Origin of the sequence: Sporosarcina sp. P19 (assembly GCF_002743165.1) — a bacterium.
Taxonomy (GTDB): domain Bacteria; phylum Bacillota; class Bacilli; order Bacillales_A; family Planococcaceae; genus Sporosarcina; species Sporosarcina ureae.
On sequence record NZ_PDYR01000008.1, the window covers coordinates 1 to 21221 of the forward strand.

Annotated in this window: 23 protein-coding genes and 1 riboswitch; of the genes, 11 read left to right on the forward strand and 12 right to left on the reverse strand. The window is 44.8% G+C overall.

Going from position 1 to position 21221, the window contains the following annotated elements:
- Positions 1 to 246: 246 nt before the first annotated feature.
- Together CSV74_RS09760 and CSV74_RS09765 are read right to left on the reverse strand one after the other, a co-directional pair.
- Entirely contained in the window at positions 247 to 1464 is a 1218-nt protein-coding gene (locus CSV74_RS09760; RefSeq protein WP_099691501.1) for a multidrug effflux MFS transporter, read from the reverse strand.
- Positions 1465 to 1535: 71 nt separating this feature from the next.
- On the reverse strand, positions 1536 to 2726 hold the full coding sequence (locus CSV74_RS09765; protein WP_099691502.1) for a chromate transporter: 1191 nt from the start codon (positions 2724 to 2726) through the stop codon (positions 1536 to 1538).
- A 223-nt stretch (positions 2727 to 2949) separates the two neighbouring features.
- Here CSV74_RS09765 and CSV74_RS09770 point away from each other — a divergent pair, with 223 nt between their 5' ends.
- From CSV74_RS09770 to CSV74_RS09785, 4 genes are all read left to right on the forward strand, one after another.
- Positions 2950 to 3570: a DUF47 domain-containing protein gene (locus CSV74_RS09770; protein WP_029053907.1), complete on the forward strand. Its 621-nt coding sequence runs from the start codon at positions 2950 to 2952 to the stop codon at positions 3568 to 3570.
- A gap of 13 nt (positions 3571 to 3583) precedes the next feature.
- A complete protein-coding gene (locus CSV74_RS09775; RefSeq protein ID WP_099691503.1) occupies positions 3584 to 4582 on the forward strand; it encodes an inorganic phosphate transporter in 999 nt (332 codons plus the stop codon).
- Positions 4583 to 4773: 191 nt separating this feature from the next.
- Complete coding sequence (locus tag CSV74_RS09780) at positions 4774 to 4974, forward strand: cold-shock protein (RefSeq protein ID WP_009766462.1); 201 nt, start codon at positions 4774 to 4776, stop codon at positions 4972 to 4974.
- A gap of 148 nt (positions 4975 to 5122) precedes the next feature.
- A complete protein-coding gene (locus CSV74_RS09785; protein ID WP_099691504.1) occupies positions 5123 to 7273 on the forward strand; it encodes an MMPL family transporter in 2151 nt (716 codons plus the stop codon).
- 68 nt (positions 7274 to 7341) lie between these two features.
- On the opposite strand, the gene CSV74_RS16645 is transcribed toward CSV74_RS09785, so the two are convergent.
- The 3 genes from CSV74_RS16645 to CSV74_RS17015 are packed head-to-tail and all read right to left on the reverse strand — an operon-like array spanning position 7342 to position 8150.
- Positions 7342 to 7509 carry a hypothetical protein gene (locus tag CSV74_RS16645; protein ID WP_155979505.1) on the reverse strand — a complete coding sequence of 56 codons (168 nt, stop codon included), beginning with the start codon at positions 7507 to 7509 and terminating at the stop codon, positions 7342 to 7344.
- 21 nt (positions 7510 to 7530) lie between these two features.
- Complete coding sequence (locus CSV74_RS09790; protein ID WP_099670469.1) at positions 7531 to 7992, reverse strand: hypothetical protein; 462 nt, start codon at positions 7990 to 7992, stop codon at positions 7531 to 7533.
- A 32-nt stretch (positions 7993 to 8024) separates the two neighbouring features.
- Positions 8025 to 8150 (reverse strand): hypothetical protein, encoded by a 126-nt coding sequence (locus tag CSV74_RS17015; protein WP_255407643.1) that lies wholly within the window; start codon positions 8148 to 8150, stop codon positions 8025 to 8027.
- A gap of 119 nt (positions 8151 to 8269) precedes the next feature.
- Here CSV74_RS17015 and CSV74_RS09795 point away from each other — a divergent pair, with 119 nt between their 5' ends.
- From CSV74_RS09795 to CSV74_RS09805, 3 genes are all read left to right on the forward strand, one after another.
- Positions 8270 to 9397: a CAP domain-containing protein gene (locus CSV74_RS09795; protein ID WP_099691505.1), complete on the forward strand. Its 1128-nt coding sequence runs from the start codon at positions 8270 to 8272 to the stop codon at positions 9395 to 9397.
- Positions 9398 to 9495: 98 nt separating this feature from the next.
- The gene (locus tag CSV74_RS09800) at positions 9496 to 9945 is read left to right on the forward strand and encodes a hypothetical protein (RefSeq protein ID WP_029053911.1); all 450 of its coding nucleotides are present in this window, start codon (positions 9496 to 9498) and stop codon (positions 9943 to 9945) included.
- On the forward strand, positions 9930 to 10220 hold the full coding sequence (locus CSV74_RS09805) for a DUF2653 family protein (RefSeq protein ID WP_029053912.1): 291 nt from the start codon (positions 9930 to 9932) through the stop codon (positions 10218 to 10220). Before CSV74_RS09800 ends, CSV74_RS09805 begins: the two co-directional genes overlap by 16 nt.
- A gap of 673 nt (positions 10221 to 10893) precedes the next feature.
- On the opposite strand, the gene CSV74_RS09810 is transcribed toward CSV74_RS09805, so the two are convergent.
- The 5 genes from CSV74_RS09810 to CSV74_RS09830 all read right to left on the reverse strand — a co-directional run bounded on the left by CSV74_RS09810 (position 10894) and on the right by CSV74_RS09830 (position 15604).
- Entirely contained in the window at positions 10894 to 11490 is a 597-nt protein-coding gene (locus CSV74_RS09810) for a superoxide dismutase family protein (protein WP_099691506.1), read from the reverse strand.
- A gap of 549 nt (positions 11491 to 12039) precedes the next feature.
- Entirely contained in the window at positions 12040 to 12429 is a 390-nt protein-coding gene (locus tag CSV74_RS09815; RefSeq protein WP_099670465.1) for an ectoine synthase, read from the reverse strand.
- 15 nt (positions 12430 to 12444) lie between these two features.
- Entirely contained in the window at positions 12445 to 13725 is a 1281-nt protein-coding gene (ectB, locus tag CSV74_RS09820; RefSeq protein ID WP_099691507.1) for a diaminobutyrate--2-oxoglutarate transaminase, read from the reverse strand.
- 67 nt (positions 13726 to 13792) lie between these two features.
- Positions 13793 to 14317, reverse strand: a complete 525-nt coding sequence (gene ectA, locus CSV74_RS09825) for a diaminobutyrate acetyltransferase (protein WP_233190872.1) — start codon at positions 14315 to 14317, stop codon at positions 13793 to 13795.
- 606 nt (positions 14318 to 14923) lie between these two features.
- On the reverse strand, positions 14924 to 15604 hold the full coding sequence (locus CSV74_RS09830; RefSeq protein ID WP_029053917.1) for a phosphoribosylaminoimidazolesuccinocarboxamide synthase: 681 nt from the start codon (positions 15602 to 15604) through the stop codon (positions 14924 to 14926).
- 436 nt (positions 15605 to 16040) lie between these two features.
- Positions 16041 to 16149: riboswitch (TPP riboswitch) on the forward strand.
- Between the two features lie 70 nt (positions 16150 to 16219).
- Between CSV74_RS09830 and CSV74_RS09835 the strand changes: the two genes are divergently transcribed.
- The 4 genes from CSV74_RS09835 to CSV74_RS09850 are packed head-to-tail and all read left to right on the forward strand — an operon-like array spanning position 16220 to position 18792.
- The gene (locus CSV74_RS09835) at positions 16220 to 16819 is read left to right on the forward strand and encodes a thiamine phosphate synthase (protein WP_099691508.1); all 600 of its coding nucleotides are present in this window, start codon (positions 16220 to 16222) and stop codon (positions 16817 to 16819) included.
- Positions 16803 to 17009 carry a sulfur carrier protein ThiS gene (thiS, locus tag CSV74_RS09840; protein WP_081657899.1) on the forward strand — a complete coding sequence of 69 codons (207 nt, stop codon included), beginning with the start codon at positions 16803 to 16805 and terminating at the stop codon, positions 17007 to 17009. The genes CSV74_RS09835 and thiS overlap by 17 nt, the downstream gene beginning before the upstream one ends.
- Entirely contained in the window at positions 17006 to 17779 is a 774-nt protein-coding gene (locus CSV74_RS09845) for a thiazole synthase (RefSeq protein WP_099691509.1), read from the forward strand. The genes thiS and CSV74_RS09845 overlap by 4 nt, the downstream gene beginning before the upstream one ends.
- Positions 17776 to 18792, forward strand: coding sequence for a ThiF family adenylyltransferase (locus CSV74_RS09850; RefSeq protein WP_099691510.1), 1017 nt, complete (start codon positions 17776 to 17778; stop codon positions 18790 to 18792). Before CSV74_RS09845 ends, CSV74_RS09850 begins: the two co-directional genes overlap by 4 nt.
- A gap of 492 nt (positions 18793 to 19284) precedes the next feature.
- Here the strand turns inward: CSV74_RS09850 and CSV74_RS09855 are convergent, their stop codons facing one another.
- Positions 19285 to 19983, reverse strand: a complete 699-nt coding sequence (locus tag CSV74_RS09855; protein WP_099691511.1) for an ABC transporter ATP-binding protein — start codon at positions 19981 to 19983, stop codon at positions 19285 to 19287.
- A 4-nt stretch (positions 19984 to 19987) separates the two neighbouring features.
- Positions 19988 to 21058 carry an ABC transporter permease gene (locus CSV74_RS09860; RefSeq protein WP_099691512.1) on the reverse strand — a complete coding sequence of 357 codons (1071 nt, stop codon included), beginning with the start codon at positions 21056 to 21058 and terminating at the stop codon, positions 19988 to 19990.
- Between the last annotated feature and the right edge of the window lie 163 nt (positions 21059 to 21221).

Genomic DNA, 21221 nt, shown 5'->3' on the forward strand with positions numbered 1-21221 from the left:
AATTCATGTGAGTCCTCCTTGGTTATTATTAGGGGTCAAGTAGTCGATGCCTTGACACCCCCGAATCATACCAAGGGGACTTTTCTATTTCAATAGGGCTCCACTAACCAAACAGGAATGCTCCGGGAGGATCAGGGGGACAGGTGAAACACCTAGCGAGCGAAGCGAGGAGTGTGGTTCACCGCCCGACCTCCGGAAAGCGTCCCCTCCGAAGCACCACTCCCTACCCCAACAGCCTCTCTTCACTCAAACCTCTTGCATACGAAACGCTTTCCGAACCACTGTAAAGAAAATCACCAAGGCCCCAGTGCTGCATGTCAATACTATAATACTAAGCGGCCAAGCCGAGCTGTCTCCCGCTAGTCCTACTAGCGGCGAAACCGTTGCACCGCCGATGAATGGCATCAGCCCGAGAAACGCCGCTGCGCTTCCTGCTGACTTGCCCTGACTCTGCATCGCAAGCGAAAACGACGCTGGCGACACCAAACCAACGCTCGACACCATAAAGAACAACGCCGTCGCAATTACGGCAAGTGGCCATTCATTCCAGACAGTCAACAAGAGTAAAATACTCGCCGCGAATGAAAGCAACACGCCTGCGCGCAAGAACTTCACCTCGTGAATTCTACCCGAAAGTCGACCTGTCAGTTGCGCCGCCGTGATAATCCCGACACCGTTCAGCGCGAAGAACAAGGAAAACTGTTGCGCCGTGACACCATAAATATTTTGTAAAACGAACGGAGATCCCGCAATGTACGCAAACATGCTCGACATGATCAAGCCTTGCGTCAACGCGATACCTATGAACCACTTATCTTTCAGTAGACCACTAAACGTCTTGACTACTGCGAGCATTCCACTCTCTGCACGTTCTTCAACCGGCAATGTATCTGGCAAGAAAAATGCCGTGGATAAAAACATCAACAAACCGATGATTCCGAGTAATAAGAACACCGCTGGCCACGAAGCAAAGTTCAGCACGACACCACCTACAATTGGTGAAAGAATCGGTGCTGCTCCACTGACGATCGACAGCATCGCCATGAATTTAGTTAATTCATTTCCTACATATAAGTCACGCGCGCAAGCTCTCGCGATCACAATTCCCGCAGCCCCTGTCATTCCTTGAACGAAACGTAATGCAACGAAAATCCAGATGTTCGGACTAAACGCACATAAGACGGAAGCGATGGCATACACGCTGAGTGTAATGACGAGAGGTGTCCGTCTGCCGTAAATATCACTTAACGGCCCGAAAATGAGCTGGCCTGCGCCTAAACCGATTAAGCAGGCTGTCAGACTTAATTGGACAAGTGATGTTGAAGCGTTTAAGTCATCCGCGACAATGGGCAATCCCGGCAAATACATATCCATTGATAGTGGGCCGAATGCTGACAGCGAGCCGAGTAATATTACAAGCCATACAGTTGGCAACGGTATTCTTTTTTGCAATGAAGTATTCATATATACAAAATCCTTTTCATCTATAGAGTTCATTCAGTATAGCAAAAAAGCAACCGCATTGGGTTGCCTTTTTACCATATGGACAATATAGTTCCGCCTAACGCACCGACTAGCACGACGATCCATGGAGGCATCTTCCAAAAGGTTAGCATGCTGAATAAAATCGCCGCCAATGCGAAGTCTTCTGGCCGCAAAATCGAGCTTGTCCAAATTGGATTATATAACGCCGAGAGTAAAATTCCGATGACCGCGGCATTGACTCCCATGACTGCTCCTTTGATTTTCGGATGATTGCGTAAAACGTCCCAAAAAGGCAGAGCTCCGACGATCAATAGAAAGGCAGGCAAGAAAATTGCAACCGTCGCGAATAACCCGCCTTGCCAACCGTTCATCACGGCTCCTAAATAGGCAGCGAACGTAAACAATGGTCCCGGAACCGCTTGCGTCGCACCGTAACCCGCTAGAAATGACTCATTTCCAATCCACCCCACCGGTACCAATTCCTGTTCCAATAAAGGCAAGACGACGTGTCCTCCACCAAATACGAGTGCGCCTGAACGATAAAAACTATCGAATACTGCAACCCAGTAAGACCCCGTCAGTTCCCGAAGCAACGGCAACATCCCGAGCAAAGTGAAAAACAGTGTTAAACAAATGATTCCCATTTTCTTTGATACGAGGAATTTGGACGAAACAGCATCTGACGTGTCATGAACTTTGAACAGCCATAATCCCACGAGTCCCGCTAGTATAATCACACCGACTTGCGTAAAAGCCGCTTGCCATAAAAGTGTAACGACGAGCGCTAGTAATGCGATGGCTTTTCGCTTAACATCCGGTGTCAAATTCTTCGACATCCCTACTATCGCATGTGCAACAATCGCCACAGCCACGATCTTCAACCCATGCAGCCAACCTGCTTCACTAATATCTGAACCAGCTAGAAGCGTGGCAAACAAGATCAACGCCACTACGGACGGCATCGTGAAACCTAGAAAGGAAACTAGCCCACCGACTACCCCTGCCCGTGCCACGCCGATTCCTATCCCTACCTGACTACTTGCCGGACCTGGAAGGAATTGCGCCAACGCTACTAAATCCGCATACCCTTTTTCATCCATCCACTTACGTTTTCGTACATACTCCTCATGGAAGTAACCTAAATGCGCAGTTGGTCCGCCAAATGAGGTCAGTCCTAGTTTAAGAGATACGATAAATAGTTCTACTAGTCTCTTTACAGAAGAAGCCGTATTATTCTTCATTTTGATCTCCTTTCATCTTATGTAATACTTTACTGCCGATCATCTCATGTCTACATTAATTTTCAATGGATTTAGTAGAATTTAACGATAACTTAACAATAGATGGACAAACAAAGGACTAATTGAAATTCTGATCAAATTCTACACCGTTCGCTATCTTTTTTCGCACAGTTTTTGTATGATGTACTCACTATCGATGTCAACAATAGATGGAGGAATTGAGATGCTAGGTCCACGTAAACCCGATCCGTTTTTCACAGCTTTATTGGACATCGCCAAGCACGTGCAGGAATCTATGCACTATGCGAACGATTTTCAGATCGATTCTGTCTCAGACCTGAAAGGTGTCAGCATTCGAATGAAGGAATATGAAACAGCTGGTGATACGTTAATTCATGAATTAATCACGAAACTGAATACCTCGTTCATGACGCCAATCGAACGGGAAGATATTTTGAATATCGCGATTGCAATGGATGATATCCTCGATGGCATGGAGCATTTTCTGGCTAACTTGGAGATGTTCTCTCTCATTGAAATCGATGAATACATGCAGAAGTTCATGGTCAATATTATGAAAAGTACCGATGAAATCGTTTTGGCGATGGAATTGCTGACGAAGAAAAAGCTAGTGGAAATGCGTACGCATGCTGTGCAGATTAAAGAGTACGAACGGATTTGCGACGAAGTGTTGCGAACTTCCATTAAGCAAATGTTCATTCGCGAAAAAGATCCTATCCGCATCATTCAATTGAAAGATCTGTATGAACTGCTTGAAGATACTGCAGACTTTTGTCAAGACGTGGCAAATAATATTGAAACAATCATTATGCGCAACGCGTAAGGAGTCCTAACCGATGGATACGATTCTCATACTCACCATTCTCGTCGTGGTATTTGCCTTGGCGTTCGACTTCATTAACGGTTTCCACGATACAGCCAACGCGATCGCTACTTCGGTATCGACACGCGCACTGAAACCCCGAACTGCGATTATGCTCGCCGCCACGATGAACTTCGTCGGTGCACTGACATTCACGGGCGTAGCGAAAACCATTACGAAAGATATCGTCGATCCGTTCTTATTAGAAAATGGTTCTCTCGTAATTTTGGCTGCACTCGTTTCCGCGATCATCTGGAACTTGGTCACGTGGTATTTCGGAATCCCTTCCAGCTCCTCGCATGCATTGATCGGATCTATTGCCGGCTCAGCGATTGCGGCGGCTGGATTTGGCATTCTGAATTACAGCGGCTTCATTAAAATCATTCAGGCACTGTTATTATCTCCTATCATTGCATTGGTCGGTGGATTTATTGTCATGACCATATTACGTACAGTATTAAAGAATCGGAATTTATTTAAAGCCAATCGTCGTATCCGCTACATGCAAATCGGCACGGCTGCGATTCAATCGTTCACACATGGTACGAATGACGCGCAAAAGGCTATGGGGATTATTACGATGGCCTTGATAGCAGCAGAATTACAGACAACCGATGATATCCAGCTATGGGTACGGATTGCGGCGGCTACTGCGATGGGAATTGGTACGTCGATCGGCGGTTATAAGATTATCAAGACCGTCGGCGGCAAGATTATGAAGATCCGACCGATTCACGGGATTGCATCAGATTTGAACTCCGCAGTCATTATTTTCGGTGCTACCCTTCTTCATTTACCTGTCAGCACGACACACGTAATCTCATCTTCTATTATGGGTGTTGGTTCAGCGCAGCGCTTGAAAGGTGTGAAATGGGGAGTCGCACAGAAGATTGTTTTGACGTGGATTATCACGATGCCGATCTCCGCTTTAATGGCTGCAGTCGCCTATAAAATATTCGCACTTTTCCTATAACTACCTAAGAATCCAAGCGACCATTCTCTTGAACTAATCTTTCGACTTGCTTTATCTGCCTTTTCTTGTTATGATAAAGAAGAATTATTTTTGTTCGACGTTGGTCTACGAGTTATCTCGACCGTTTTTTAGAAATTGAGCAAGGATAGTAATACAATGTGTACACGAGTGTGCACGAGGAGGAAACAAACATGGAACAAGGTAAAGTAAAATGGTTTAACGCAGAAAAAGGTTATGGCTTCATCGAACGTGAAGATGGCGACGACGTATTCGTACACTTCTCAGCTATCCAAGGTGATGGCTTCAAAACTCTTGAAGAAGGTCAAGACGTGTCTTTCGAAATCGAACAAGGACAACGCGGACTTCAAGCAACTAACGTTACTAAAAACTAATTTGCCTATACAAACCACTTCCTTTTAGGAAGTGGTTTTTTTGTGCATTTCTTTCCATATTTCTGTAACACTTCGCTATAGTTCCTTGTTATGATAAGCATAGACAAGAAAATAATGGATTTTTTGCATAGAGTGAGGAGGAATAAGGTTGCAACGTTTCGGGAAGTGGGTAACTCGATCATATAAATGGATTTTCACGTTTTGGATTTTGCTATTTGGTATGATGACGTATTTCGCCATCCAATTGCCCGGTCTACTGGCAGGAGACGGCTTCCGCGTGGACGGCGAGCATGAACAAGTGATGAAGATCGTCTCGGAAGACTTTGGCTTACCTGCAGAATCTTTGTTTTTAGTGTTTGACGGAAAAACTGACGCAGAAATCGATACTTCACTTGATCAGCTAGAAGAGCTCGGTGTCATGTCGGATATCGTATCCCCTCTAGCTGAAAAAGCGCAATATACGAAAGACTTATCCTATGCTTTGTTGCAATTTGATAAGGCGCCTGACGATATGCCGCAAGTCGTGGAAGATATTCGCGACGAAATTGATGGTCAAACAGGCGTGACACTCACTGGTGGAGGGGCATTTGAACACGATGTCAATCAGGCCAGTCAACGCGACTTGATGACAGCTGAAGCGATCGGTTTACCAATTGCGATTATCGTACTACTGTTTGCGTTTGGTACAATCGTCGCTTCCTTCGTTCCATTGATTGTCGGCATCGGCACAGTCGTCTCTACTCTCGGAATTCTAGCATTGCTCGGCAATACGGTGAACCTTTCCATTTTCGTGCTGAATATCGTACCGATGCTCGGTTTAGCCCTCTCTATCGATTTTGCGTTATTATTCATTAGTCGTTATCGGGAAGAACTGACCAAACGTAGCGTGACAGATTCTCTCGTTATGACGATCCGTACTGCTGGTCGCTCGATTATTTTCTCCGCGGTATGCGTGTTCATTGGACTCGGTGCGATGCTTCTCATCCAAGTAGATATTTTCATGAATATTGCACTCGGAGGTATGATTGTCGTCGGGATGGCGGTCATCTCTTCCCTTACTCTATTGCCTGCCGTTTTGCTAATGCTAGGCGATCGCATCCATACAGGACGTTTGCTGAAAGAGCGTGGCGAAGAGGCGAACGGTTGGAGAAAGTTTGCGCGTTATGTGATCAAGCGCCCCGTTACGATTGCGATCGTGGCGTTTGTGTTACTCGCCATTGCCGTAATTCCAGTGAAAAATATGGAATTGACGATCCCGCAGATTGATTCTTTGCCGGAAAACTTCGATACGCGTGTAGCTTTTGAACAGATGCAAGATACATTTGGTTTAGGCGACGAGAGTACAGTGTTCTTGATCGCAGAGCGTGACGGTAGTTGGAAGACGACGGAAGGTCTTCACGATATGTTAGCGTTACAAGATCAATTGGTGGATGATTCATTGGTCAAAGAAATTTCGACTATCTTTACAATCAGCGGAATCGATAACGTGGCGGAATGGGAGCAAACACTACGTATTCCGCAACTGTACGACCAGCTCAATCCGGTGTTGAAGAATTTCACCGACAGCGGTAACCGTTTATTCATTCCTGTAACATTACAGGCTTCCGGCAGTTCGAATGAAGCACAAGACTGGATCCGCGATTGGTCAGAGAAAGATACTGGCTTTAACATTTTGCTTGGTGGCGAACCGCGCTTCAACCAGGAAATCTTCGATGAAATAGCGGATCACATCGTCCACGTATTGCTCATTATCATTGTCTCTACCTTCTTCATCCTGATGTTCGCGTTCCGTTCATTGATCATTCCGGTGAAGGCGATTCTGATGAATATTCTCGGATTGTCCGCGACATTCGGCATTCTCGTCTACATATTCCAGTATGGCCACTTCGGATTAAATCCAGGTACCGTAGCGCTCATCATTCCAGTCATCGTCTTCAGTCTCGTATTCGGCTTGAGCATGGACTATGAAGTATTCCTCATCTCGCGCATGCAAGAAGAGTTTGCACAGTCATTCGATAATGATAAATCCACAGTCGAAGGATTGGCCACGACGAGTAAAGTTATCACGTCTGCTGCGCTGATTATGATCGTTCTAACAGGCGCCTTCGCGTTTACAGACGTCATGCCCGTGAAGCAAATCGGCGTCGGAATTGCAGTCGCAGTGGCGATCGATGCGACAATCATTAGACTATTGCTCGTTCCAAGCTTAATGAAACTGTTCGGCAAATGGAACTGGTGGCTACCGTTTGGCAAAGGCCTGTACCGTTCAAATAGCCAGAAATATAGTGTGAAAAAATGACATGGTGCGGTTGCGACGCATACAAAAAACTGTCGGGAATAGTACATTCCCGACAGTTTTTCTTATCTTTATTGCCAGCCAAACGTACCGATTTCGGTATACGACTGGGTGTCCATTGATTGATGATTCTTTTGTGTAGGATTGTTTTTGAAGGTAGCCTGAACCATTAACACGATGCCTACTACCGCCACAATCAACACCACGACCAGCCAAATCGCAACTGTTTTACCCTTCATTCGATATCACCTCTGTAGCTGTTATTTCGTTTTGACGGAGAATCCTTCTTCTTTTAAATAACTTGCCGCCTCTTGGTAATCTCCAAAGCCCTCTTCCAAGTTTACTTCATGATAAATATTAAAGAATCCATCTTCTTCAAGAAGTGTCAGCATCTGACCATTGGAATTCTGCCACGTTTCGGCGATTGTTGCAGGTTCCTCGACCTCTGTCGCCAACCCTTCAATTGCCGCACGGATCACTGCACGGAATTCATCCGCAGAGTATTCGCGTACATTGACTAAACCGCGGTCATCCGCTTCATAGCCTTCAACGTCTGCCACGTACACAAATGCATTACCGTTCGGGTGCAAATGCTGCACGACTACCGTTTTATCGTACAAAGACTCTTCATAATGATAGTTCAAGCGCTTCATCGACACTTCTTTCTTCACTAACTCCGGAAACTCTTCTATAATCTGTTGTTTTTCTTCAAATGTTAACATATTTATTCCTTCTTTCTAATGAAATTCGATCCTCATCTTGTCCGCCATTCCGTAATGAGGACAAGCAATATAACGACTGCAAATGCGACTATATAAAACCAGGAAGGTACACTGCTCACACCACCGAACATGCCATCCACTCCTTCCAAACTTTCCATTCTTTTTTTAGTATACCCTTTTTCCCGCTACTATTGAGGATAATTTTCAACATTTCATAGTTCCTGCTGTATTGCCAAGGTACAAACAGAGTATAATGTAATGGAGGAGTGGGTTTCTTATGATAAAACGCCTGTTTCAGTTACTCTTTCTCGCTGTACTACTCTACGCTTTCAAGCCCTTATGGGAAGGTCCTGTATCGCAATATGTGGACTTATCGTTTCTCGACCCGCTTGATGCCAAAGTAGAAACCGTGCTGAACGAGGAAGTAGTTGGATCTGCGCTTGACTATACAAAAGAATCGATTGTCGATTTAATTACATTTGTTTCCGATAAAGCAAACGGAAGCAGTCCCCCAGATGAAGTCGCTCAACCCGTGCTCGATGCACCGGCAACAGGCATTATTTCTATTCACAATATTGAAATTGGTACAACCGAAGCGCAAGTGAAGGAAAAGCTAGGCGACCCTATGCGGAAGTCCGTCAATGAATATGGTACGGAATGGCTGACGTTCCATGACAACTATCAGAACTTTGTCATGCTGTCATACGATATCAAACGTCGTGTCAATGCGATCTATACAAATGATCGTCTGATCGCTTCATCCATCGGCATCGAATACGGTGTGCCAAAATCGGAAGTACGTGAAGAGCTCGGTGAACCGATTTCCGAAATACGTAAAGGTACGAACATTTATAAGTTGCAAAACGATGAAGGCATGGACATCTTTCATTCGGATGGTCTCTATATGTATGTCTTTTATGATTTGCATAAAGAGAATACCGTAACTGCAGTACAATTGATTTCGGATTCGCTAGAGCAAAAAAAATCCGCGCTCTATGCTCCTCAAAACGATGCGATGCGCAAAGGCTTTGAGATGCAACTATTTGATTTGACGAACGCAGCAAGAGTTCGACACGGTCGCTCCATTTTAACATGGGATGAACTCGCATCTGAAACGGCACGTCTGCATAGTACCGATATGGCAGTGCAAGATTACTTCAGTCATGAAAACTTACAAGGCGAGTCCCCTTTCGACCGCATGAAAAAACAAGGCGTCCAATTCGTCAGTGCCGGTGAAAACCTAGCTTACGGTCAGTCTAGCAGTATTTTTGCGCATGAAGGGCTAATGAATTCGAAAGGCCACCGAGAAAACATATTAATCCGTGACTACCAGTTCCTTGGGATCGGTGTAGATTTTAACGACAAAGAACAGCCATTTTATACGGAAAACTTCTTCGCCAAATAAGGGAATTTCCTTTCATTACGGACAGTTATCCAGTAAAATAAAGAGAAGGACTTTGGTAGATCGAAGACCTTCATTACAGCATTAAAGGAGATTATCAATTGAAAAAATTTGCTGCATTTTTCTTGGCCGCGACGTTGATTTTGTCACCACTTGGAAACATCATCTTCCAAGATGAAATTACTGCCGAAGCACGTGGCTATAAGTCTGGTAAGAAGAGCTTCAGTACACCTAATCGTGTGCAACCGAATAAAGCTGAAAAGAAACAAGATACTAATCAAAGTAATGATAAAGCAACAGCAGGTAACACAGCGAAGAAGCCAGGCGGTATGGGTGGCGGCTTGATGAAAGGTCTACTCGTTGGTGGACTGGCAGGTCTATTATTCGGCAGCTTGTTTGCGAATATGGGTATGCTTGGATCCATTATGGGCTTGCTGATTAACGTGTTAGCGATTGTCTTCATCATTTACATGGTTCGGAAGATTTTCGCGATCTTCAAAGAGAAAGAGCGTAAACGCAATGAGGATATGAATCAATGGAACAACAGATAATCTACGAACAAGACGTAGTAAATGCAGTATGTGTATTGATTGCAAAAGAGTCACGTGCAATGCCAGACGACGTGGAAGTCGAACTTGCTTACGATGATGACACTGGGTTTTCAGCAGATGCCGAGCTTCATGGCAAGATGCATCACTTGGATACCTCCCGTCTCGTCGAAGCGCTTCGCCTTTGGATCGAGCAGTATCTCGATCAGGATCCGATGGCAGCAGGCATTCAGCTGAAGCTGGATGATGAAGAAGGGATTATCGCGATCGTTCGATAATCAACAGGACGCCCCTTTCCGGGAGGGCGTTCTTTTTTGTGTTCAATTTATTGAATTGGAGAGGCTAGGGTTGGGGTTGGGATTTGCGCTTCGGAGGGGACGCTTTCTGGAGGGTGGGCGGTGAACCACACCCCTTCGCTTCGCTCGCTGGGTGTTTCACCTGTCCCACTGATCCTCCCAGAGTCGCCCCTCCTACGCTCCAATCCCTTGCAATGCGAGTGGGTTATACTTTTTGTCGTGCATTAAAGTAAGTGTTGTAATCCACTTTTGAACTTCTGCACTTGAATTAAAATAAGTTAAGACAAAACAATAATTCTCACAATACCTACAGTGAGTGATCTAAGTACCCGCACTATCAACGTAGGATGGAAGTGGAAGATGGCGGCGAAGTGCAAAGATGTGCTCCTAACGCTTCGCTTTTACTCGCAAAAGCCGTTCTTCGTTACGGCTCTTCCCGCAGGATCAGCTTGATCAGGTGAGACAACCAAAAAGAGCGCAGCGAACTGGTCGGCTCACCGCGAGCCCATGGGAAAGCGTCCGTCAACTGGAGCTTCCATCCCTTCGCACTTACTAATTAACTTACTCTTCCCAAGCACTTGCTCTAGAACTTGAACAAATTCAAACACTACACAAAAAGGATGCCCCAAAACTCCAGGACATCCTACTTTATTTATTACTTCATTTTCTCAGATGTAATCTCTGCACAAGCAAATGGTGTTCCTGAATCGCCTGCTGGATCTGTGATGTTATCATCCGCACCTTCATGGATAATCAACGCGGATCCGTCTTCATCAAGTAATGAATTATCTTTTCCAGACTCAAGTGTGACCGCATCTGTCGTCACAGTAACTTTTGCGTTTCCATCTTCATCCGCCACAAGATTTTCCAAGTCCCCTGCATGGTGTCCTTCTGGATTTTCTAATCCGTGCTTTTTATCCGTTGGGTTGAAGTGACCGCCAGCAGACTCTTTAAAGTCCGGTGCTGTACAGACGCCCGTTTCATGGAAGTGCATGCCATGTTCACCCGGCTCAAGGCCCGTTACGTCAACGTCCATCGCTACACCAGACGGTCCTTGCGTAAGCGTTACGGAACCGATTTCTTCCCCGTCAACATTCATGACTGGTGCCATTACTTCAGGCTCGGCTGTTCCTTCTTCTTCCACAACCGGATCACCGCTACCGTTCACCGGTTCTTTTTCTTCATCCGCCGTGCCTCCACAAGCCGCCATCAGTAATGCTGATCCCAATACAATACTCGGTAGTTTCCACATAATTAAATTCCTCCTTGTGTAAGTTATGTACATTGTAGTTCATTACCGCTTGGATAATGAACTCATAGTGTGTAGTGTACCCACTTTTATAATTTTCTAACATGCTGCTGAAGTTTTAAGAGCGGATTTCAAGTTGAATAGAGCGGTTGTAGGGTTGCATTGAGCGCTTAACGTCTGACTTTGAGCGGATTCAGCGTTGTATTGAGCGCTTTACGACTGACTTTGAGCGGATTCAGCGTGGCATTGAGCGCTTATCCACTGACTTTGAGCGGATTCAGCGTGGCATTGAGCGCTTACCCACTGACTTTGAGAGGATGCAACGTCACATTGAGCACTTATCCACTGACTTTGAGCGGTGCCAAGGCTTCATTGAGCCCTTAACGCCTAACATAGAGCACTCAACCAGAAACTATGAGCGCACACGCCAAAACATAGAGCACCCGGCCAATTTAACGAGCGTCCACCTTCACCGCCCCCCTCCCAACCATAAAAAACACTCCAAGGAACCACCCTCAGAGCGTTCTCTACCCACATTACATTCCACAACACTCAATCTTCAATCAGCGGGTACACACCATTCTCATCATGCGTCTCCGTCCCGACGACTGGCGGATTAAAGACGCAAATCAAGCGCATGTCATCTTTTCCACCGCGTAAATAGTGCTCGTCGTGTTCATTTAACGCATACATCGTGCCATCTTTGATTGGGTAGACTTTGCCGTCCGCGATCGTTTCGATTTCACCATCGCCCGCCACACAGTATACAGCTTCTAGGTGGTTTTGGTAATGGATATGCGTTTCCGTTCCAGCGTAAATAATCGTTTCGTGGAACGAGAAGCCCATATTGTCTTTCTTCAGTAAGAAACGTCGGCTTGCCCACGTTTCTGCCTTCGTTTCATTTTCGCTACCAATAATTTCATCTACTGTACGTACTATCACTGAACATTCTCTCCCTTAGTTTTTTACGATTTCTTCAATCGCTTCTTCTAGAATATCGAATCCTTGATCAATGCCTTTTTCATCTATAATCAATGAACCGAGGAATTTGACAACTTCGCCTTCAGGTCCAGACGTTTCAATGATCAAGCCTTTTTCGAATGCTTTTGCACAGATTTTATCTGCATAGTCTTCCTTGCCTTCACCACAGACGATTCCTTGCATGAAGCCGCGGCCACGAGTTGTAGCTTTCAACTGTGGATAGTCTTCGACGATTGTTTCCATGCGCTTCGTGATGAGCTTGGATTTTTCTTGTACCGATTTAGCGAATTCATCTGTTTCCCAGTACGATAAAGCTTCAGTCGCTGTTAAGATGGCCATGTTGTTACCGCGAAATGTTCCGTTATGCTCAGCTGGACCGAATGTATCGTATTCTGGTTTGATCAGCGTGAGTGCTAATGGTAATCCGTAGCCACCAATGGATTTTGACATGCAAATGATGTCAGGTTTAATGCCAGCTGGTTCAAAACTAAAGAATGTTCCAGTTCGACCGCAACCTGCTTGAACATCATCGACAATTAGTAAGATATCGTAATTTCTGCAGAGACGTTCTACTTCACGCAACCAGTTAAAGCTTGCGGGATTGATGCCGCCTTCCCCTTGTACCGTTTCGAGAATCATAGCTGCTGGCAAATCTAAACCACTGCTGGCATTAGCTAAATATTTTTTGAGGAAGGTCAAGGATTGATCTTCTTCTAAAAACGTATCGAATGGCATAGACGTCGTATTGTTAAGCGGCACTCCGGCTCCACCGCGGTTGTATGCGTTGCCTGTTACAGACAATGCGCCAAGCGTCATGCCGTGGAAACCGTTCGTAAAGCTTACAATATTTTGTCGTCCCGTTACTTTGCGGGCAATTTTCAGTGCACTTTCGACTGTATTCGTCCCAGTAGGACCAGGAAACATTACTTTATAGTCCATGTTTCTCGGCTGCAAGATCACTTCGTTAAATCGTTCAAGAAATTCTTTACGAACCGTTGTGCCCATATCCAAACTATGTGAAATTCCATCATCTTGAATATATTCAATCAGCTTTTCTTTCATTTTTTCGTTGTTGTGGCCGTAGTTCAAAGCACCTGCGCCGGCGAAGAAATCGATATATTCTTTACCTTCCGTGTCCCACATCTTATAGCCTTTTGCTTTGTTGAAAACTGTTGGGAAACTTCTGCTGTAACTTCTCACTTGCGACTCGCGATTCTCGAATACTTCCATTACTTTCTGACTTTTTGTCAGTACCATGTGTAATTAATTCCTCCGTTAGATTCTGTATTTTTCCAGTGTCAAGTTGCGACAATCGGCCAGTTTCTCAGAATGGTCCAATGCGGAACAGTTTTTCTGATTCGTGCCCGCAACCCGGGAATTGATCTTTCGTATAACCATCTGTGATCGTGCATTCCGTCCCTAAGTCACGTGCTAAGCCTTTAAATAGATTTGTTGACGGAATATTAGATGGCGTAACTGTTGTTTCTAGATACCGAATATTCCGACATGCATCACTTTGCAAAATCGTATGCAACATACGCGAAGCCAAACGCTTACCTCGTACAGATTCATCGACTGCCACTTGCCAGATAAACAAGGTATCTTGCGCTTTTGGTTGAATAAAGCCTGAAATGAAGCCTACAAGCTTTCCGTGATCTTCTACTACGATACTCGTGTCGCTGAATTGATCTGCCCACAGCAAATAACTGTAGGAGGAATTCAAATCGAGTATTTTCGTATCCTTAATGAGCTGCCAGATGAACTTTCCATCTTCTACAGTCGGAATACGAAATGAATACGGATCGTTCGGATCTAGTCCTGCAATCGAAACTTTGTGTTTAATCTGCAAACAGTTTCTCCTCCAAGTTCTCTTACATGTAGTTTTACAAATTTTCATCATCTGAAATTCTCTAAGATGTGTGCTTCTTTATCCGAGAACACGATCTAACTGAAATACGTTCGTCGAATAGTCATCAATGTGAGGTTTTAAGGACCGAGCAAACACGCTCGGCAGATTCTTCTTATGAATCTAGCGGATATAGCAAGGGTACTTACGTAGAAAAGCCAAAATGGAGATTCGTGCTGGCTACTATGGGTGCTATCTTTCTGCCTTGCGGTATGAAGTGCAAAAAAGAGCGCCTTTACAAAAGCGGGGAGCTTTTGTTCATGGAAACAGCAGATATATTAAAGATTCGCTGATATGAAAGACACTTTCAATATCTTGAATTTACTACCATACGCATTCATCCAACCAACGTTCACACACTGTTGAAGAAGCAAACTATGTGTCTCCTCTGACACTGGTTGTAATTATAGGAAACTCTGAAAACGTTGTCAACAGTAAATATATTATTTTATTTATTTGATTAAAAAGTAAAAAGCTGCTAAGTCAGACAGCGTATAGCCTAAGAGCGAATATAAAAAACCGGAAACATTTTTCGTTTCCGGTTGAATTTTATGAAAACAATATCTTTTCTAATTCCATTGGTGCAATATATGTATCCCCTTGATAAACACGCATATTACCACCTGAAATTTCATCGATCAACATGATGTTTCGCTCAGGATCGCGACCAAATTCCAATTTGATATCATATAGCTCTAACCCTTTTTCCGCCATCTCTGATCGAACGACTTCAGAAATTTGTTGAGTTAATTCTTTAAGCGTTGCGTATTCTTCATGCGTTAAAATATGAAGTTGCGCCAAAGCATCTTCTGAAATAGGTGGATCTTGACGTTCATCGTCTTTTAGCGTCACTTCCACGAAAGCATCCAATACTTGCCCTTCTTCAGCATACGCACCGAATCTGCGCAAGAAACTTCCGACCGCACGGTATCGACAAATCACTTCTAATCCTTTACCAAAGACCGTAGCAGGTTTCACCGTCATCGTTACTTCATCCAGATCAGCATCGATATAATGTGTTGGTACGTTTTGCTCCTCCAATTTCTCGAAAAAGTATTTCGTCATGCGAAGTCCAGACTTCCCAGCACCATCAATCGTCAGGCCTACTGTGTTAGCACCTGGATCGAATACACCATCTTCCCCTGTTACATCATCCTTGAATTTCAATAGCACGTGGCCATCTTCCAAGCGGTAGACGTCTTTCGTTTTACCAGAATAGGTTAATTTCATCCGTACGATTCTCCTCTATTCATAAATGTGTACTACCTATTCAGTATAAAGCACTTTGACGAGAAGAAAAAGTATTGTTTGACGAAAGTTGATAGGCATCACGGCAGATTTCACAAAATACTCTTATACTTAGGATCACACATACACTTTAAAGAGGAGGAAATGAATCATATACTTTCATACAGTTACCTTCTATCTTTTATTCGGAGCGCTTTTTGAAATATGTACTAAGTAGCATACGTACTCTTCCATCAAGGCAAGTATGGAACCGACTCTACAAGAAGCAAGCATCCTTTGAAACAACAAAATTATGGAAATCACTGTAAATAGTGTAGAAATCGGTATCGCTAATCAAATCGCTGAATGAGTACATATGTAAAAGAAACTCTTTTCATTCCGCCATACACATGATATGCTAGATATGAAAACTAAATATTTTGACCATTAGGGGAATCCTTCACAAGGACTGAGAAAAGAGTGTGGCTCTGAAACCCTTATCACCTGAACAGATTAGCACCTGCGGAGGGAAGTGGCGAGTCGTTCCGGATATATTTCTGTCGACATTTCTACCACTTTCCGATTCGGGAAGTGGTTTTTTCTATTGGAGGGGAATGAATGAAATTACTTGGCGTGACCGACGACCGCCTTTCAATTGATGAACTGACGCTACACTTGCAGCAGACTGCACCGTTTCTTGACGCCATCATTTTGCGGGAAAAGTCCAAGACAGATGAACAGCTTGTAAATATAGTCACGCGCCTTGCATGTGCTGGATTTCCACTCAACAAGCTCATTCTACATGCCAGACCTCACCTAGCTAGCAGGCTGAACCTATCAAAAGTACAGCTGACCGGTTATGGCATGTCTTTACCAGATGCACATCAAGAATTTCCTGAGCTGGCATTCGGTTGCTCGATTCATTCGTTGGCAGAAGCAAAGGAAGCTGTGAAAGAAGGAGCAGACTGGCTTTTGTACGGGCATGTTTTCGAGACGAAATCGAAGCCCGGACTGCCAGCGCGCGGAACGGAGGAATTGTTTTCTATTGCAGAGTGTAGTTCGATTCCCGTGTATGCAATCGGCGGAATTCAGCCGCATCACTTGCCCAATTTACAGCGAAACAATGTAGCAGGTGCTGCCGTATTATCCCCTATGCATTCACTAAAAGTCTTACAAAGTTATAGAAATGGAGTGTCGTCTGATGGAGAAAATGATTGATTTGAACGGAAAATCGTATTCGGTCGTTCCGGAAGTAGGGACGATTCAGCAGTTACTTGAGCATTTAGGACTTGGCGATCGTATTTTGATTGTGGAGAAAAACAAAGAGATTTTGCAGAAAGATTACTATGACGCACCAATTATGGACCGAGACCAAATTGAAATCATACATTTTGTAGGAGGCGGATGAAAATGTTAAAAATAGCAGATAAAAAATTCTCTTCACGGTTATTACTAGGTACGGGGAAATATCCTTCATTTAAAATACAAAAGCAAGCAGTTGAGGTATCAGAAGCAGAGATCCTGACGTTCGCGGTACGACGCATGGATATTTTTGAGAAGTCACAGCCCAATTTCCTCGAACAACTAGATTTAACACGCTATACATTGCTACCGAATACGGCAGGAGCAAGCACAGCAGAAGAAGCTGTACATATCGCACGTCTCGCAAAAGCATCCGGACTTTGCGACATGGTAAAGGTGGAAATCATCGGGTGTAGCCGTTCATTGCTCCCCGATCCCGTGGAAACATTACGCGCGTCGGAAATGCTGTTAGAGGAAGGCTTCATTGTATTACCCTATACGTCAGACGACGTAGTGCTTGCAAGAAAACTATGTGAATTAGGTGTTCACGCTATCATGCCAGGTGCTGCGCCGATCGGTTCGGGCAGAGGCATTCTGAACCCACTGAATTTATCCTTTATTATTGAGCAATCCAATGTACCTGTCATCATTGACGCAGGCGTCGGCTCGCCAAAAGACGCGGCTTTTGCGATGGAACTCGGAGCAGACGGCGTTTTACTGAATACCGCAGTATCCGAAGCTGCAAATCCTGTCATGATGGCAGAGGCAATGAAGTTGGCGATTGAAGCGGGACGCCTCGGCTATAAGGCAGGACGTATGCCAGTACGCGATTATGGCGTAGCTAGCAGTCCGACTGAAGGGCTCGTGACAAATTGAGCAGTAAATATTCTCGGCAAGAGCTGTTTGCACCTATCGGACTAGTTGGGCAACAACGTATCCGCGAGGCAAAAGTTTTCGTCTTAGGAGCTGGTGCACTCGGCTCTTCCGGAGCGGAGATGCTGGTGCGTGCAGGTGTCGGCGAACTGACGATTGTCGATCGCGATATTTTGGAGTGGACTAATCTTCATAGACAACAATTATACACAGAGCAAGATGTGATCAATCAATTGCCGAAAGCGATCGCAGCGGAAAGTAGATTGCGTGCTATCAATAGCGATGTGAAAGTTCGCGGGATTGTGGCGGATGTAACGCCTGAAAACGTCCTCGAGTTATTCGAAGGACATCAGTTCATTCTCGACGGCACAGATAATATAGAAACTCGGTTATTAGCAAACGACGCTGCATTACAACTCGGCATACCATTCTTCATGGGTGCTTGCGTCGGTAGCTACGGGCTGACGTTTCCTATCGGTGTAAAAGAAGGATCACCTTGCCTCCATTGTCTGCTCGAAGCTTTGCCGCCACAGTCTTTGACTTGCGATACAGTCGGCGTCATCTCGCCAATCGTTGTCACAACTGCCGCCCGTCAAACCGCCGAACTGCTGAAGTGTATAACGGGCGCGACGGTGGAACCCCGCCTCGAATCCGTTGATCTATGGACAGGCGAACGCGCCGCAATGAACGTGCAAAGCATGAAGAAGCCCGGTTGTCCAAGTTGCTCAGACACCCCTGTCTATCCTTACCTGTCTGCCAACGAAGTCATGCGGACCGCTGTACTGTGCGGACGTGATACCGTGCAACTGACATGGCCGAAAAACCGACAAGTAGAACTAATACCATTCGCCGAATCCATCCGCGATATCGTTTCTAATTTAAAACAAAACCCTTATTTAGTTTCCTGTGAATATAACGACCATCGCCTCGTGTTATTCCGCGATGGCCGGATGTTGGTGCATGGAACGAAGGATATCACGGCTGCTCGGAAGATTGTGGCTGGTTTGCTCGGGTGATGGTTGGAGAATAGAGCAGTCGTGCGTGGTTTCATGAGCGGATAACGTGTCTGATAGAGCGGGTAGCTGGCGGCATTGAGCGCTCGTGCAATTTTATGAGCGGTTCACTCGCTGGATTGAGCGGATAGCGTGTCGCATAGAGCGGGTAGCCCGTTACATTGAGCGCTCCCACAGTTTTATGAGCGCTTAACTCGCTGGATTGAGCGGGTAGCCCGCAGCATTGAGCGCTGCCACGATTTTATGAGCGGCTCCACGAGTAAACTCTGGATTGAGCGGGTAACATGTCACATAGAGCGGGTAGCCCGTTACATTGAGCGCTCCCACAGTTTTATGAGCGCTTAACACGCTATATAGAGCAGTTAACACAACGCATAGAGCGCTCCACATCGAACATAGAGCGCGCCCCCACAATCCCACAAATATAAAAACGCTTCAGAAAGCCATAAAACGGCCGTCTGAAGCGTTTATTTCATTACTTATTCAACATCCCACTCACTCAGTCAAACCCAAATCCTTCTCAGCCGTACTCTCCAACTTCAACACACCATCCGTCATTTTGTATACCTTATCCACGTACTTAATCAACCGTACATCATGTGTCACAACAATGGTCGCCGTCTGATTAGACTTCGTTTCATTACGCAACAACTCCATCACTTCAAACGCTCGATCAGAGTCGAGTGAAGCGGTAGGCTCATCTGCTAAAAGAATTGATGGCTTACTGAATAACGCTTTGGCAATCGCCACACGCTGCCGCTCGCCGCCCGATAAATCAGAAGGGTAATTCTTGTGTAACTTAGTAATACCTAAATCCTCGTATAGCTTACGTTGCTCGTCTTTTGACATATTATCTTTCTTCACTTTATTCAGCAATTCCAGCTGCTCATCGACAGTTAAAAACGGCACGAGGTTGGAAGCTTGCAAAATAAAACCAATTTCCTGTAATCGGACTTTAGAACGCTGCTTTTCATTCAGCTGCGATAACTCTTTGTCATTAATGATGACTTGCCCTTCGCTTGGAGATTGTAGACCGCCAGCCACCGTCAGGAACGTACTTTTACCTGAACCCGATGGACCGATGACTGCGACCAATTCGCCACGTTCGACTATGAAATTGGTCTCCTTCATCGCTTCAACGAGCGTATTGCCTTCACCGAACGTCTTTTTCGCGTTTCGTAATTCCAGTACCATCGTCTTACCCCCCTATCGCTTCGAGCGGATCAATTCGGATAATCGTCCAAACCGAAATGACAGCTCCGAGAATCGCCACTACTATTAAAATCAAACCATAAAGTATCATGGTAGGTATATCGAACATGATAGGAACTGCATTCGGCAGAAAGCTTCCCGCAAGTAAGGTCAGACCAAATGCGAGGACAACCCCGATTAGCGCAAGAATGAATGTCTGTGCGACAACCGATCTTGCCAAATAAGCACTGGAAATCCCCTGCGCTTTCATCAGACCAAACATGCTGATTTTCTGTACTGTCAATACGTACAAGAAAATCGCAACGATTGCAGCTGAAATAACAAATAGGAAGTAAATCATATACGTTAACGTCAAATTCTGCTCTGTATAACCTGGCAGATTCTCGATAAACGTTTCTGTTTCAATGATTTCCGTATTGTCGGGCAAGGATAGTGTATCCCAGTCTTTATCTTTGACGACAACCGCATTGACTACGTCTTTATTCATTGCATAGGCGTCACCGAATTTAATTTTTTGCATATCATTTAACTTCATGTAGAGAATAGGCGATGCATTAAAACGCGCTTTTTCCGTGAAGCCGACAATCGTCAGTTCCGTATCAGATGATGACAACTCGAGCGTATCTCCGATCTTAAAGCCTTCATCTTTCAACACGTCGGATGCCACGACGCCGTTTTGAACGTAAAACGTTGGGTCCCCTTCACTAACTTCCGGCTTAATGAACTCTTCCCTATCAATACCGAAGAGCATAACATTTTGCTTGGTATCACCATTGTTCGCTATGGCACCCATTTGGCTAACAACAGCCGTTTCTTTCGCATCCAGCTCATCGGCTGCTTCCTTGTTGAGTGCCGATTCGTATAAACTCTTATCCGATTCCTCTGTCAGTAAAACCGCATCGACTTTCCAAGTGTCAATTGCTTCCCTGTTCATGCTGGCTAATCCATTTGCCAGTCCGGATAGGAAAAACACGAGGAACGACACCAATAGCAAAATCGATGTAATGAGTAAAAACCGTAATTTATTCTTCTTGATTTCGCTCCAGGCTAAAAACATTCATTCTCACTCCTTTTAATCGGACATTTATAGCTACTTCTTTCGATATGCCATGAATCAATATAATTCATAGTCTGATCTTCCGTTTTATTCTACCGACACGAACAAACTGCTATTTTCTTAGTTGTTTACACTTTGTATAATGTTTGTATAAGTTAATTAT